Source organism: Arthrobacter sp. D5-1, from assembly GCF_017357425.1.
Lineage (GTDB): Bacteria > Actinomycetota > Actinomycetes > Actinomycetales > Micrococcaceae > Arthrobacter.
The window spans coordinates 3,811,284-3,826,195 of record NZ_CP014571.1; the positions used below are offsets into that span (position 1 = coordinate 3,811,284).

Annotated in this window: 13 protein-coding genes; 4 read left to right on the plus strand and 9 right to left on the minus strand. The window is 63.6% G+C overall.

The genetic code is table 11. The annotated features are described in order from the left end of the window. Positions 1 to 39: 39 nt before the first annotated feature. Entirely contained in the window at positions 40 to 738 is a 699-nt protein-coding gene (locus tag AYX22_RS17525; protein WP_207594520.1) for an FCD domain-containing protein, read from the minus strand. 90 nt (positions 739 to 828) lie between these two features. Between AYX22_RS17525 and AYX22_RS17530 the strand changes: the two genes are divergently transcribed. After that, complete coding sequence (locus tag AYX22_RS17530) at positions 829 to 2,160, plus strand: alpha-hydroxy acid oxidase (protein ID WP_278251936.1); 1,332 nt, start codon at positions 829 to 831, stop codon at positions 2,158 to 2,160. A gap of 79 nt (positions 2,161 to 2,239) precedes the next feature. On the opposite strand, the gene gdhA is transcribed toward AYX22_RS17530, so the two are convergent. Then, positions 2,240 to 3,577: an NADP-specific glutamate dehydrogenase gene (gene gdhA, locus AYX22_RS17535; protein ID WP_207594522.1), complete on the minus strand. Its 1,338-nt coding sequence runs from the start codon at positions 3,575 to 3,577 to the stop codon at positions 2,240 to 2,242. Positions 3,578 to 3,784: 207 nt separating this feature from the next. Then, complete coding sequence (locus tag AYX22_RS17540) at positions 3,785 to 4,351, minus strand: metalloregulator ArsR/SmtB family transcription factor (RefSeq protein WP_207594524.1); 567 nt, start codon at positions 4,349 to 4,351, stop codon at positions 3,785 to 3,787. A gap of 157 nt (positions 4,352 to 4,508) precedes the next feature. Between AYX22_RS17540 and AYX22_RS17545 the strand changes: the two genes are divergently transcribed. Then, positions 4,509 to 4,985: a hypothetical protein gene (locus AYX22_RS17545; RefSeq protein ID WP_207594526.1), complete on the plus strand. Its 477-nt coding sequence runs from the start codon at positions 4,509 to 4,511 to the stop codon at positions 4,983 to 4,985. 17 nt (positions 4,986 to 5,002) lie between these two features. Here the strand turns inward: AYX22_RS17545 and AYX22_RS17550 are convergent, their stop codons facing one another. Beyond that, positions 5,003 to 6,229, minus strand: a complete 1,227-nt coding sequence (locus AYX22_RS17550) for an acetoin utilization protein AcuC (protein WP_207594528.1) — start codon at positions 6,227 to 6,229, stop codon at positions 5,003 to 5,005. 102 nt (positions 6,230 to 6,331) lie between these two features. Here AYX22_RS17550 and AYX22_RS17555 point away from each other — a divergent pair, with 102 nt between their 5' ends. Both AYX22_RS17555 and AYX22_RS17560 read left to right on the plus strand, forming a co-directional pair. Further along, a complete protein-coding gene (locus AYX22_RS17555; RefSeq protein WP_089596106.1) occupies positions 6,332 to 7,765 on the plus strand; it encodes a potassium transporter TrkG in 1,434 nt (477 codons plus the stop codon). After that, a complete protein-coding gene (locus tag AYX22_RS17560; protein ID WP_026541351.1) occupies positions 7,758 to 8,444 on the plus strand; it encodes a TrkA family potassium uptake protein in 687 nt (228 codons plus the stop codon). Before AYX22_RS17555 ends, AYX22_RS17560 begins: the two co-directional genes overlap by 8 nt. A 3-nt stretch (positions 8,445 to 8,447) precedes the next feature. Here the strand turns inward: AYX22_RS17560 and proC are convergent, their stop codons facing one another. From proC to topA, 5 genes are all read right to left on the minus strand, one after another. Beyond that, positions 8,448 to 9,278 carry a pyrroline-5-carboxylate reductase gene (gene proC / locus AYX22_RS17565; protein WP_089596108.1) on the minus strand — a complete coding sequence of 277 codons (831 nt, stop codon included), beginning with the start codon at positions 9,276 to 9,278 and terminating at the stop codon, positions 8,448 to 8,450. A gap of 322 nt (positions 9,279 to 9,600) precedes the next feature. Then, positions 9,601 to 10,434: a sugar phosphate isomerase/epimerase gene (locus AYX22_RS17570; RefSeq protein WP_207594530.1), complete on the minus strand. Its 834-nt coding sequence runs from the start codon at positions 10,432 to 10,434 to the stop codon at positions 9,601 to 9,603. Position 10,435: 1 nt separating this feature from the next. Next, on the minus strand, positions 10,436 to 11,557 hold the full coding sequence (locus AYX22_RS17575; RefSeq protein WP_207594532.1) for a Ppx/GppA phosphatase family protein: 1,122 nt from the start codon (positions 11,555 to 11,557) through the stop codon (positions 10,436 to 10,438). 88 nt (positions 11,558 to 11,645) lie between these two features. Beyond that, a complete protein-coding gene (locus tag AYX22_RS17580) occupies positions 11,646 to 12,080 on the minus strand; it encodes an SseB family protein (protein WP_207594534.1) in 435 nt (144 codons plus the stop codon). Between the two features lie 66 nt (positions 12,081 to 12,146). Further along, positions 12,147 to 14,870: a type I DNA topoisomerase gene (topA, locus tag AYX22_RS17585; RefSeq protein WP_207594537.1), complete on the minus strand. Its 2,724-nt coding sequence runs from the start codon at positions 14,868 to 14,870 to the stop codon at positions 12,147 to 12,149. Positions 14,871 to 14,912 lie beyond the last annotated feature (42 nt).

Here is a 14,912-nt window from a genome sequence, read left to right on the forward strand (position 1 = left end):
CTTAGTGCCCATGTCACGCGCGGACATTGGCCTTGAGTGTCACCGGGATGAGGAATTTGCGCCCACTCCGGCTTCTTTGTAGAAACCCTGGATGTGGGCGGCCACCAGCTCGGCTGCCTTGCCGCCGTCGTGATTGTTCACAGCGTCAAGGATGGCGCGGTGCTCGGCCCGGAGCCTTGCGGACGTCGCGTTCCAGTCGGGAAGGTTCCCGGTCAGCTCACCTGCATAGTTCTCGATCGCGCCCCGGAGCGAGGCCATCATGGCGCTGACCACGGCATTGCCGGCAGCCTGCGCGAGCGCCACATGGAAGCGGGCGTCCAAGGCAAGGAAAGTATCGATATCCGGGGCGGCGTCCATCTGCTCCAGCAGCTCCGCCGCTTCCTCCAGCTCCGGCACCCCCACCTTGGCCCTTTCAGCCGCCCAGGATTCCAGCAGGACGCGGGTCTCCACGATGTCCGCCACGGGAAGATGGCGCGTTGCCACGTGCAGCCTCAGCGTGGAACCCAGTGCAGAGCCAGGCTCAGCGATGACCACGGTCCCGGCGTCTTTTCCGGACCCCACGCCGGCACGGACCACGCCCATCGCCTCAAGGATGCGGACTGCCTCGCGCACGGAGGTCCGGGAAACCTTCAATTGCTCGGCCATGGCGCGTTCACCCGGGAGCCTGCCGCCGAGGGCAAGGTCTCCATCGGACAGCTGCTTCTCGATCCATTGCAGGACCAACTCGTGGGTACGCATAACGGAATACTAGTTGATGTGGTCCAACCACATGGATTACAGTGTGGTTAGACCACAGTGGTAAGACCACAGAATTCAAGGGAGCACCGCATGACCGACACCCTCGATCCCAAAATCACGGCCGCGCCCGCCAACGCCGGGAGCGACGAAAACGTGACACGTCCGCCCCAGCCGCGTCCCGCCGTCGTGCTTCCGCCGGCACTGAAGCGCCGCGTCCCCAAGGTTTCCGACCTGGCTCCGCTCATGCAGTTCAAGAAGCCCGAATTCAGCAAGACTGCCCGACTCAAGCGCGCCAGCACCATCTGGGAACTGCGGGACATCGCCAAGCGCCGCACCCCGCAGGCGCCCTTCGACTACACCGACGGTGCCGCCGAAGAAGAGATCACCCTCCGCCGCGCCCGCCAGGCCTTCCAGGACATCGAGTTCCGTCCCGGCATACTGCGCGATGTCTCCAGGATCGATCTCCGCACCGACATCCTGGGCAAGGAATCACGCCTGCCGTTCGGCATCGCTCCCACAGGATTCACGCGCATGATGCAGTCCGAGGGCGAGTACGCCGGCTCGCAGGCCGCTGAAGCCGCAGGCATTCCCTACACCCTGTCCACCATGGGCACTGCGTCCATCGAAGACGTTGCCACGGCTGCACCGAACGGCCGCAACTGGTTCCAGCTGTACTTGTGGACGGACCGCGACCGCTCCCTGGAACTGATCGAACGCGCAGCGAAAGCCGGCAACGACACCCTCATGGTCACCGTGGACACTGCGGTTGCCGGCGCCCGCCTTCGCGATGTCCGCAACGGCATGACCATCCCGCCGGCGCTGACCATCAAAACCGTCCTGGATGCGTCCTACCGCCCGGCCTGGTGGTTCAACTTCCTCACGCACGAGCCCCTGACCTTCGCTTCGCTTTCGCGTTACACCGGCACCGTGGCAGACCTCATCAATTCGATGTTCGACCCCACCCTGACCTACGAGGACCTGGACTGGCTCCGCGAAACCTGGAAGGGCAAGCTGGTAGTCAAGGGCATCCAGACCGTGGAAGACGCCCGCAAGGTAGTGGACCACGGCGCGGATGGCATCATCCTGTCCAACCACGGCGGCCGCCAACTCGACCGCGCACCCATCCCGTTCCACCTGCTGCCGGAGGTCACCACGGCACTGAAGGCGGACAACAGCAAGGCCGCAGTCATGCTGGACACAGGCATCATGAGCGGCGCGGACATCGTTGCAGCCCTCGCCCTGGGCGCGGACTTTGCCCTGATCGGCCGCGCATACCTTTACGGCCTCATGGCCGGTGGACGCGAAGGCGTGGACCGCACCATCCAGATCCTGGAGAAGGACATGACCCGGACCATGGCGCTGCTGGGCGTCAGCAAGGTAGCGGACCTGAACCCGGACCACGTGCGGCTGCTCCAGCGCTGACCGCACCCATGTAAGTAACAGCAACTGTCGCAATGAGCGTTCATTGCGACAGTTGCTGTTGCTCAGTTGGGTAAGGGGGCTAGATCAGGCCCTGGGCCAGCATTGCGTCGGCCACCTTGACGAAGCCGCCGATGTTGGCGCCCACCACGTAGTTCCCGGGCGCACCGTATTCATCAGCGGTGGCGGCGCAACGGTCGTGGATGCCCACCATGATCTCGGTGAGGCGCTGCTCGGTGTGCTCGAAGGACCATGAATCGCGGCTGGCATTCTGCTGCATCTCCAAGGCTGACGTCGCCACACCACCGGCATTGGCGGCCTTGCCCGGCCCGAAGAGGATCCCGGCTTCCTGGAACACGGATACCGCGGACCGCGTGGAGGGCATGTTGGCACCTTCGGCAACCGCGATCAGACCGTTGCTGACCAGCTTGGCGGCAGCATCGCCGTCGAGCTCGTTCTGGGTGGCGCACGGCAACGCTACGGTGCCGTTGACGTCCCACACCGAACCGCCGACAACATGGCTGGCCCCATTACGGCGCGCGGCGTACTCCGTGAGGCGGCCGCGCTCCACTTCCTTGATCCGGCTCAGAAGCGCGACGTCGATCCCCGCCTCGTCCACGATGTAACCGGCCGAATCCGAACAGGCCACTACGGTGGCACCGAGGGACTGGGCCTTGGCGATCGCATGGATGGCCACATTGCCGGAACCGGAGACCACTACGCGCTGACCGTCGAAGGACTGGCCGCGGGTCTTGAGCATCTCCTGGGCGAAGATCACCGTGCCGTAACCGGTGGCCTCGGGGCGAACCAGGGAACCGCCCCAGGAAATGCCCTTACCCGTCAGGACGCCGGATTCGTAGCGGTTGGTGATCCGCTTGTACTGGCCGAAGAGGTAGCCGATCTCGCGACCGCCCACACCGATGTCGCCGGCGGGAACGTCGGTGTATTCACCGATATGCCGGTACAGCTCGGTCATGAAGGACTGGCAGAAGCGCATGATTTCGGCATCGGAACGTCCACGCGGATCGAAGTCCGAGCCGCCCTTGCCACCACCAATGGGCATGCCGGTGAGTGCATTCTTGAAGATCTGCTCAAAGCCGAGGAACTTCACGATTCCCAAGTACACCGAGGGGTGGAAGCGGAGCCCGCCCTTGTAGGGACCGAGCGCGGAGTTGAACTCCACCCGGAAGCCGCGGTTCACGTGGACGCGGCCGGCGTCGTCGGTCCACGGGACGCGGAAGATGATCTGGCGCTCCGGCTCGCAAAGACGCTCCAGGACGGCGCCCTCAAGGAATTCAGGATGGCGATCGTGCACGGGGCCGAGGCTTTCGAAGACCTCAGTGACGGCCTGGTGGAATTCCTTTTCGCCCGGGTTCCGTGCCAACACGGTGTCGCGGACAGCTTCGAGCCTTGAATCCATGCGTGTTCCTATCCTCAGTGCGCCGACCCGCGGCGAGACGATCAGTCCCGCTCATGGTTGCATCGAGGGAGATGGGATCTCCATCCGGAGCCAATGTGACCCTCACCGCTGAGTTAACACAACTGTAGAAAATCGTTGAAAACACAAGGAAACGCAAGGTAAACAAAAACTCACAATGTGACGAGGATCACGTTAAGTAGGGCTGCGCTACCGCTTACGCCCGAACTTGGGAAGGTTGGGCAGGTTCGGAAGGTTGGCCAGGAGGTCAGCAGCCTTAGTGGCAGCGCGGCCTACGGTGCGGCCGATTTGCTGGGGAACGGTGTCGTCGGAGGCGGGGTCAAGGGAGACGGGCGTTCCACTCGCGTGGACCTTGACGGCCTGGCCAATGGCGTCGGCGCGGTTGGGGACTGACGCGACGGCGGCTACGGCGGGAGCCACAGCGGCGGGCACGTCCGTGGCGGCAGCCGCTGAAGTCGCCTCAGCATCAGGCACGACGACGGCGGGAGCCGGGGTTCCGACGTCGAACGTTTCAAGCCAGCTCGCGACGCCGGCAAGCGGCTTGGGATTCAGGGCATAGAAGCGCTTCTGGCCTTGCGCGCGCATGCTGACCAGATCAGCCTCGCGGAGCACCTTCAGATGCTTGGAGATCGTGGGCTGGCTTGCAGCCAGTTCTTCCACCAGTTCGCCTACTGCTTTATCCCCAGAGCGGAGGGAGACCAGGATGTCGCGTCTGGTTGCCTCAGCTATGACGGCAAATACGTCGTCAGTCACCATGCCTCCCACCCTAGCGACATATACGCCAATTGGCATCCCTGTTTCCTGCCGCGACGGGTACCAAATCGTTGACCCATTGGTGGGCCGATGCTACAACGGAGACACGGTCCGTCCGGGCTCCCAGGCCCCGGCCGCCACAAGCACGGGGTGCATGGCCATGACTGAATTTTTCCGGCGTCGCATCTTTGACATCATTGCCGGCGTGTTCCTCGCCTTGTTTGTCCTCGTATGGACCACTGTCCTGGTGCGGGTGGGGACATGGGTGCCCACAGGAACGGCCGAATCTCCGGAGTTGAACGGCGCCTTGGTGACCGCCGCGGGAGTCCTGGCAACGTCGCTGAGTTCACTCACGGCGTCGGCCCTTGGCTTCACCATTTCCGAGGTCAAACGTGACAATGCCGACGCCGGAGCTCCCAGCCCGTTGGTCAGCCCGGCCGACGTGGCCACGAGGCTTTCCGGGCGGGTGATCTTCGCGATCATGGTTTACATGACCATGGGCATGCTGGTCCTGGTGCTGTGGCTCTTCAAGGGGCAGGCCTCCACGGACCTCATTGGCGCGTTCGCGCTCTCGCTGCTCGGGTGGCTGGTAGGGGCCGCCGGGGTGGTTTTCCAGACGGAGAGGACCGGGCTGTAGCTTTCTGGAGCCAAACGTCAGTCGAACCAGGGGTCCAGGCCGTACAGGGGGAAGATTTCCTTACGTGTGGCAATGATGGTCCGGTCCACTTCGTCCGCGGGGTCGTAGCCCACCTCCCAGGATCGCCACCACACGTCCACGTCGTCGCCCATGGACTCCGGAGCCCACACGCCGTAGGTTTCGCGCACATAGGTCCGCCAAGCTTCGGGCACCGGAGTGCTGAGCGGCACTGGGCGTTGCGTCACCATCCCGATCAGGTGGCTCCATGCGCGCGGCACAACACCGGTGACGTCGTAGCCGCCACCGCCCGTAGCGATCCAACGGTTGTCGCAATAGCGGGCGGCAAGGCTTGCGACGGCGGACGCCGCCTCACGCTGTCCGTCGATGCTGAGGGTCAGGTGGGTCAGGGGATCGTCCCGATGGGAATCGCAGCCGTGTTGGCTCACGATCACCTCGGGCTGGAAGGCACCCACGAGCTGCGGGACCACGGCATGGAAGGCCCGCAACCAGGCCGCGTCCCCCGTGAAAGTGGGCAGCGCTACATTGACCGCGGTCCCGGGCGCGTCCGGGCCACCGGTTTCGTTGGCAAAGCCGGTGCCGGGGAAGAGCGAAAGGCCTGTTTCATGGAGGCTGATGGTCATGACGCGGGGATCGTTCCAGAAGATACTCTGCGTCCCATCGCCGTGGTGCGCATCGACGTCGATGCAGACGATCCTTTGCACCCCGCCGTCGAGCAGCCTTTGGATGGCCAGCGCGACGTCGTTGTAGACGCAAAAACCGCTGGCCCGCTCGCGTGCAGCATGGTGCATCCCGCCGCTGAAGTTCACGGCGCGGACGGCCCGACCCGACAGGATGGTGTCAGCGGCCAGCAGCGACCCACCGGCAAGGCGGGCACTGGCCTCATGCATCCCGGCGAACGCGGGATCGTCCTCCGTGCCCAGTCCACGGCCCTCCTCCGGAGTGGACGGATCCTCGCTGACGCGTCGAACGGCCTCAACGTAGCCGGCACTGTGGACCGTTAAAAGTTCGACGTCGGATGCCACAGCGGGTGCCTCGACGGCCACATGCTGGTGTCCGAACAGGCCCAGGGACTCGGCCAGCCGCGCTGTCAGTTCCAGCCGCTGCGGTGCCATGGGGTGGCCGGGGCCAAAATTGTAGGCAGTCATGGCTGGGTCCCACACCACCGTCGTTGGCAGTGCGGAGCGCGTAATGCTGGAAGCCGTTGTCCCAAGCCTGGAGTTCATCCAGAACAGGCTACCTGAGCCTGACGGGCCCTACTGCCCGGTTACGCCGCGGGAATAGTGGTTTACTACTCAGGAAAGCTTGTTCAACCGAGGAAGAGCGCCATGTCTCAAAGCCAGTCGCGGTCCACGAGCCCGGCCAACTGGCAAACCAACCAGCAGGAGCGGGAAGGTCTCTGGATCTTTACCCGCGTGCGCGACTTCATCGACAACATTGCCAACACGTCACCGGCCCGCTTGGCGTTGACCGTCTTCGCTGTAGTGATCCTGGTCTTCACCGGCCTGCTGTCCTTGCCCGCTGCTTCTGCGGCAGGCACTGTCACGCCCCTGCACCAGTCCATGTTCACGGCGGTCTCCGCCGTCTGCGTCACCGGGTTGACAGTGGTTTCCACGGCCACGCACTGGACCTTCTTCGGCCAGTTGGTGATCCTGATCGGTATTTTCGTAGGTGGTCTGGGCACCTTGACCTTGGCCTCGCTGTTGGCTCTCATGGTCAGCAAGCGGCTGGGCGTGCGCGGCAAGCTGATCGCCCAGGAAGCCATGAACAACGCAGGCCGGCTCGGTGAAGTGGGTACCCTGCTCCGGATCGTCATCGTGACCTCAGTGGTGATCGAGGCCGCCTTGGCCATCGTCCTGATTCCCCGCTTCATGGTGCTCGGTGAGAGCTTCTGGCAATCCGTGTGGCACGGCGTCTTCTATTCGATTTCCGCGTTCAACAACGCCGGATTCACGCCGCACTCCGATGGCATCGTCCCGTACGAGACCGATTTGTGGATCCTCATCCCGCTGATGTTGGGCGTGTTCCTGGGCAGCCTGGGCTTCCCTGTGGTGATGGTGCTCCAGCAGAACGGGCTCAATTGGAAAAAGTGGAACCTCCACACCAAGCTCACCATCCAGGTCTCGTTCATCCTGCTGGCAGCGGGCACGGTCCTGTGGGGCCTGATGGAGTGGGACAACGTTCGGACCATCGGCACCATGGACCTTGGCGACAAGATCACCCATTCGCTGTTCGCGTCCGTGATGACGCGGTCGGGCGGCTTCAACCTGGTGGACCAGAACCACATGGAATCCACCACCATGCTCCTCACCGACGCCCTGATGTTCGCCGGCGGCGGCTCGGCGTCCACGGCGGGCGGCATCAAGGTGACCACCATCGCCGTCATGTTCCTGGCCATCATGGCCGAAGCCCGCGGCGACGCCGACGTGAAAGTCTATGGCCGCACCATCCCCCAAGGCACCATGCGCGTGGCCATCTCGGTGATCGTTGCCGGCGCCACCCTGGTATCAGTGGCCGCGTTCCTGCTGCTCTCCATCAGCGGAGCGTCGTTGGACCGGGTACTCTTCGAATCCATTTCCGCCTTCGCCACCGTGGGACTGAGCACCAACCTCAGCGCCGAGCTGCCGCCGTCGGGCGTTTATGTCCTCACCGCTTTGATGTTTGCCGGCCGCGTCGGCACCGTAACCCTTGCCGCCGGCCTGGCCCTGCGCCAGCGCAGCCAGCTGTACCACTATCCGGAAGAGAGGCCAATCATTGGCTAGTACCACGGGGGCTGCCAACCGCCCCGCACACAACGCACCAGTGCTGGTCATTGGCCTCGGCCGGTTCGGATCCGCCACCGCTGAGCAGCTGGTCAAGCAGGGCCGTGAAGTCCTGGCCATCGAGCGCGATCGCACCCTGGTCCAAAAGTGGGCGCCCGTGCTCACGCACGTGGTGGAGGCCGACGCCACCAACATCGACGCCCTGCGCCAGCTCGGCGCCCAGGAATTCAGCTCAGCCGTAGTAGGCGTAGGCACGTCCATCGAGTCCTCGGTGCTCATCACCGTGAACCTGGTGGACCTCGGCATCCAGCATCTGTGGGTCAAAGCCATCACGCCCTCGCACGGCAAGATCCTCACCCGCATCGGCGCCAACCACGTGATCTACCCCGAGGCCGACGCCGGGGTCCGTGCAGCGCACCTGGTGTCCGGACGCATGCTGGACTTCATCGAGTTCGACGACGACTACGCGATCGTCAAGATGTACCCGCCCAAGGAAACCGTGGGCTTCACCCTGGAGGAATCCAAGGTCCGGTCCAAGTACGGCGTAACCATTGTCGGCGTGAAAACCCCGGGCGAGGACTTCACCTACGCGCGGCCGGAAACCAAAGTGTCCGGCCACGATATGTTGATCGTGTCCGGACACGTGGACTTGCTGGAGCGCTTCGCAGCCCGCCCGTAGTATTCAGCCCAGCTGCTTGGTGATTTCTGCTGCGCGGGCGGCAGCGGCGCGGGCACCGTCGGCGATGATCCTGGGCATGCCGCCGTCGTCGAAGGCCATGATGGCCCGCTCGGTGGTTCCCTTCGGGCTGGTGACGGCGACGCGAAGTGCGGTGGGATCCGCGCCCGGTTCGGCCAGCATGAACCCGGCGCCTGCCACGGTTTCGCGGGCCAGCATGACGGACAGCTCCTGGTCCAGTCCGAGCTCGACGCCGGCCGCAGCCATGGCCTCGGCCAGATAGAACGCGTAGGCCGGGCCGGAACCGCTGATGGCGGACAGCGCGTCCACCTGTTCTTCGGGAATCTCCACCACAGTGCCGGCACCAGCCAGCGCCGTCTTGGCTTTTTCGAGCTGCTCAGGCGTGCAATGGGTTCCCGGCGAGACAGAGATGACACCGCGGCCCAGCCTTGAAGGCGTGTTGGGCATGGTCCGGATCACCGGCTGGCCGTCAGGCAGCGCTGCTTCGAGCTGGGCGATGGAAACCGCTGCGGCGACGCTGACAACAATCGTGTCCTTCGCCAGGGCCGGGCTGATCTCGCGAGCCAGGTCCAGGATGCCCACCGGCTTGACGCCCAGGATGACCATGCCGGAGCCCTTGGTGGCCAGCTTGTTGTTGTCAGGCTCCTCTTCGCCCGCGATGGCCATGACGCCATGGCGCTGGGCGAGTTCATCGGCCCGCTCAGCCCGGCGGACGGTGGCGACAATGTCTGACGGGTCCGTCCCTGCGGCGAGCAGGCCTCCCAGGATTGCTTCGTTCATGGATCCACAGCCAAGGAATGCGATTCGGTTGCTCATGGCTCCATCATGGCAGTTGGCCTTGGACGGGGTCTAACGGATTCCAGATTCCCAGCTTGCTCACAAGGTTATTGCAGGCAGCACTCATGGTTGGTCCGTAACTTAGTAGTTACCTCATTGAGGGTGCGAGTGATGAGGCGGGCATGGGGATGTCCGCCACAAGCACCGGTGGCCGGGCGGGTTTTCCCCCATTTCCCGATTCGGCCGCCGGTGCTTTCGCTTTTAACCGCTGATACGGCTGCCGTCGTCCCGCAGTCAGCCGCCTGACACACCCGTGAAGGGCGCGTCAGGCGGACAGACTAAGGATCAGCGCTCGACGCCGTTAGTTGTCTACGCTGCGCAGCAGCGGAACGCTCAGGTGCTGCCGCGCGAAGCGCAGTGTTTCCGCCAGCATTTCCTCACGCTCCCCCGCTACCTTCGCCTTGCGGGTGGAAATCTCCGCCACCACCACGCCGTCGAAACCCGTGGATGCCAAATGCTGGAGGGCGTCCGCGCACTGCTGCGTACCGGTACCGGGCACCAGGTGCTCGTCCTTGCCGGACCCCGACCCGTCCGTGAGGTGGACGTGCCGGAGCTTGCTGCCCAGCGCCTTGATGGCTTCCAAACTGTTGGCCCCCGCAGTGGCTGCGTGCGAGAAGTCCCACGTGACGTCGTCGTAATCCTGGCCGAGTGGATCCCAGTGCGGCAGGTACGCCACCGCTTCCCGTCCGCGGACACGCCACGGGTACATGTTCTCCACGGCGATATGCACCTGGTACATGGCCGCGATCTCCCGCACGCCTTCCACGAAATTCTCTGCGTAGTTGGACTGCCAGCGGAACGGCGGGTGGACAACTACGGTGTCGCAACCAACGTCCGCGGCCATCTGGCACGACTTCTCGATCTTGTTCCACGCGGTGCCCCACACCTGTTGCGTCAGCAGCAAGGTGGGCGCGTGAATGGAGACGATTTCCTGGTGGTAGCGGTGGCTCAATTGGATGAGGGCGTCCGGGTTCTGGCTCACCGCGTTGTTGGTGACCATCACCTCCACGCCCTCGTACCCCAGGTCCTGCGCCACGGCAAAAGCGTCGTGGACGCTCAAGGGGTAGACGGACGCGCTGGACAGCGCTACGGGGATCTGGCGGTCATTCACTTCAGGTTCGACGTCGTTGCTCATCTCAGGAGGCCAGCCCGCCTGCCACGGGGGCTGGGATTGGTGCAGGGGACGGGGTGTTTACGGGGACAGGAAATTCCTTGATTCCGGGGTGGGGCTCGTTCTTTTCCACCGTTTTGGCACCGTCCTTGGCTGCTTTCTTTTTGGACTTGTCCTTCTTCCGCTTGCCCACATGTGGAGCCGGGTCGAGGGCCTCTTCGAACACCAGCTGGTCCAGTCGCCGCAGGATCAGGCCTTCCCGCAGCGCCCATGGACAAATTTCCATGGTGGGGAACTCAAAGAGCTCCAGCGCAGCCTCGGCCACCAGTGCGCCTGCCAACAGTTGGCGGGCACGGGCATCCGAGACACCCGGGAGGTACAGCCTGTCCTCCACCGTCATGGCGGAAATGCGCTGGGCCCAAAGGCCGAGGTCGGCTGCGTGGAGTTCGCGTTTCACGTATGGTCCAGCTGCACTGGGAGCGGCACCGGCGATGCGGGCCAGCGAGCGGAAGGTCTTGGAGGTGCCCGCGACCAGGTTCGCGCGTCCCAGCTCGTGGAAATTGCGGACCACAGGCTTCAGGGTGGAACGGATGTAGCGACGCAGTTCCTTGACGCTCTTGGCTGTTGGCGGATCATCGTGGAGCCAGTCCCGCGTCAGGCGGCTGGCACCCAGGGGAACGGAGGTGGCGAACTCAGGGAGTTCGTCCGTTCCGTAGGCCATCTCAAACGAGCCGCCCCCGATGTCCAGGTCCAGGATGGCCCCTGCGCCCCAACCATACCAACGGCGTACAGCGAAGAAGGTCATGGAGGCTTCTTCACTGCCCGTGAGTTCCTGGAGGGTCACCGTGGTTTCGTGTTTCACCCTGGCCAGGACCTCCGGGCCGTTGGTGGCCTCGCGGATGGCGGACGTACAGAACGCCAGGAGGTCCTCCGCTTTGTGGCTGGCCGCGAACTCCCAGGCTTCCAGCACAAACTCGATGAGCTCATGCTGGCCGGCGTCATTGATGTTGCCGTCACCGTCAAGGTATTGCACCAAGGACAGAGGACGTTTATGGGATGCGAAAGCCACCGGACGCGCGCCCGGATGAGCATCCACAAGCAGCAGATGGACGGTGTTGGAACCGATGTCTAGAACGCCAAGACGCATTCTGCCATTATTCACCGATTCGAAGCCCGTGAAGCAACTTGGCGACGACGTTTCGTCGACGGAAGAGTGGCCGGATGGTTGGTCCGCCCTATTCCGTGGGCTCCCCTACTTCGTCAGCGCGCTTGAAGTCGCGGCGGATGTTGGCGATGCCTTCGGGATCAATTTCGAAGCCGAACTCGCTGCCCGGGTTGATGACCATGCCCAGTTCATCACCGATGTTGCCGAGGATCGCCGAGCCCATGGTGCCCAGGACGTGCGGGGCTGCTTCGAGGAAGCGCTCATCGACGCGGCTCGGGTGGCTGAAGACTGCCAGGACGGGCTGGCCGTCGGCGTTGGAGAGCACCAGCGGCTCCACCGACGAGTCAGGGCCGTCCACGGCTTCGGAGCTGACCAGGTAGACCTCGTTGTTGAGGAAAGCGAGGATGACATCCACCGGGTTGGCGTCCGGCTGCTCGGCCGAGGCGAGCTTCGCCTCGAGGTCGTTCAAGGGTTCGTTGTCCGGTGAAACAGTCTGTTCAGTCATGGTTCTACTCGACCACGATGCCGGCCGGGACGCAATTCGCGCATGCTGTCCCGGCCTTCGCTGAAGCTACTTCTTGGCTGCGGTCTTCCTGGCCGGCGCTTTGCGGGTGGTGGTCCGCTTGACCGGGCCCTTGGCCCTTTTTTCAGCCAAAAGTTCGACGGCGCGTTCCCGGGTCAGTTCCTCCAGCGAGGTGGTGCGCGGGACCGTGATGTTGGTGATGCCGTCTGTGATGTACGGGCCGAACCGGCCTTCCTTCACCACGATGGTCTTTTCCGAAACAGGGTCCGGGCCGAACTCGGCAAGCGGCGGTACAGCCGCACGGGCTCCCCGCTGCTTGGGCTGTGAATAGATCTCCAGTGCCTGTTCCAAGGTAATCGTGAAGATTTCCTCTTCCGAACCGATGGAGCGGGAATCCGTGCCCTTCTTCAGGTACGGACCAAAGCGGCCGTTCTGCACCGTGATGGGGTTCCCATCAGCATCCTCACCGAGTACCCGCGGCAGGCTCATGAGCTGCAGCGCCTCGTCAAGGGTAACCGTGTCCACGGTCATGGACTTGAACAGCGAACCTGTGCGCGGCTTGGCCTTGACGGGCTTCTTGGGCGGCTTCGGCTTGCCGTTCTTGTAGTACTCAACCGGCTGGTTTGCCAGCTGTTCCTCGGTCATCTCCGGGATGATCTCGGTGACGTATGCCCCGTAACGGCCGTTCTTGGCCACCACGGTGTGCCCGGTGTGGGGATCAGTGCCCAGGACGCGTTCCTCCGGGGCGGCAGTCTCCATCAACTCAATGGCTTTGGCTGCCGTGAGTTCATCCGGGGCAAGTTCCTCGGGGACGTTGGCCCGAGAGGACTCAACTACCTCGCCGGTCTTCTGGTCGATGGTGGGGATCGAGCTTTCCAGGTAGGGCCCGAACTTGCCTACGCGGAGTGTGATGCCGTCAGCGATGGGCACGGAGTTGATCTCGCGGGCGTCGATTTCGCCGAGGTTGTTGACGATGCTCAGCAGGCCCGGATCGGCGTCTTCACCGTAGTAGAAGTGCTTGAGCCAGGCAGCGCCTGCGGCCTGGCCATTGGCGATCTTGTCCAGGTCGCCTTCCATGTCCGCGGTGAACTCGTAGTCCACGTAGTCCGTGAAGTGCTGTTCCAGCAAACGGATCACCGAGAAAGCGATCCAGCTCGGAACCAGGGCGGAACCCTGTTTCCGGACATAACCGCGGTCCTGGATGGTGGAAATCGTGGAGGCATAAGTGGACGGACGGCCGATGCCCCGCTTTTCCAGTTCAGCAGTCAGCGATGCTTCTGTGTACCGCGGCGGTGGCGACGTTTCGTGTCCCACAGCCTGGATTTCCGATGCTTTAAGGGAGTCGCCCTTGGCAACATTGGGCAAGCGACGGGCTTCGTCCGACTCGTCGTCGCCCCGGCTCTCGTCCTTGCCTTCTTCATAGGCCGCCAGGAAGCCGGGGAAGGTGATGACGGTACCGGAAGCCGAGAATTCGGCGTCGCGTCCGTCTGCCGCCACCGCACCGAGGCGGATGGTGGCGGTGGAGCCCTTGGCGTCGGCCATCTGCGAGGCGACGGTGCGCTTCCAGATGAGCTCGTACAACCGGAACTCATCGCCGCTCAGCTGCTTGGCAACCTGTGCCGGGGTGCGGAAAGAGTCTCCTGCGGGACGGATGGCCTCGTGCGCTTCCTGCGCGTTGGCTGCCTTGTTGGCGTACACGCGGGGGCTCTGGGGCACGTACTCAGGGCCGTAGAGCTCGGCGGCCTGGCGGCGGGATGCCGTGAGGGCTTCATCGCTCAACGCCGACGAGTCGGTACGCATATACGTGATGTAGCCGTTTTCATACAGGCGCTGGGCTACCTGCATGGTGCTCTTGGAGGAGAAGCGCAGCTTGCGGCCGGCTTCCTGCTGCAGCGTCGATGTGGTGAACGGTGCGGCCGGACGGCGGGTGTACGGCTTGGTATCTACGGAGCGTACGCGGAATTCGGCGTTTTCCAGGCCCGCGGCCAAGGACGTGGCCAGTTCCTCGTTGAGGTGCACCACTGTGGAGGAGGTGAGCTGGCCGTTGTCATTGAAGTCACGGCCACTGGCAACCTTGGAACCGTCCACAGCAGCAAGCTTGGCCTTGAAGGAACCGGAGTCAGCACCGAACTGGCCGGTGAGGTCCCAGTAGGAGGCTGCCCGGAAGGCCATGCGTTCACGTTCTCGGTCCACCACCATACGGGTCACCACGGACTGCACACGGCCGGCCGAAAGCCCGCGGGCAACCTTGCGCCACAGGACAGGAGAGATCTCGTAGCCATACAGGCGGTCGAGGATGCGGCGGGTTTCCTGGGCATCCACCAAAGCGGTGTCCACATCGCGCAGGTTGTCCATGGCGCGGTGGATGGCTTCCTTGGTGATTTCGCCAAAGGTCATGCGATAGACGGGAACTTTGGGCTTCAGGACCTCCAGGAGGTGCCACGCGATGGCCTCGCCTTCGCGGTCCCCATCGGTTGCGAGGTAGAGCGCATCAGCGTCTTTCAGCTGGGCCTTTAGCTCGGCAACCTTCTTCTTCTTGTCCGGGGAGACAACGTAGTACGGCTTGAAGTCGTTTTCGATGTCGACGGCGAACTTGCCCAGCGAGGTCTTCTTCAGTTCTGCAGGGAGATCAGACGGCTGCGGGAGGTCCCGGATGTGGCCGATGGAAGCCTCGACGATGAAGCCTTCGCCAAGGTACTTGGCGATGGTCTTACTCTTGGCGGGAGACTCCACGATCACGAGTTTCTTGCCGGTTTTTGCCTTGCTGGGCACGGTGCTCCTACAGAAAAAATGTGTAATTGGGCTGGTGCCCAT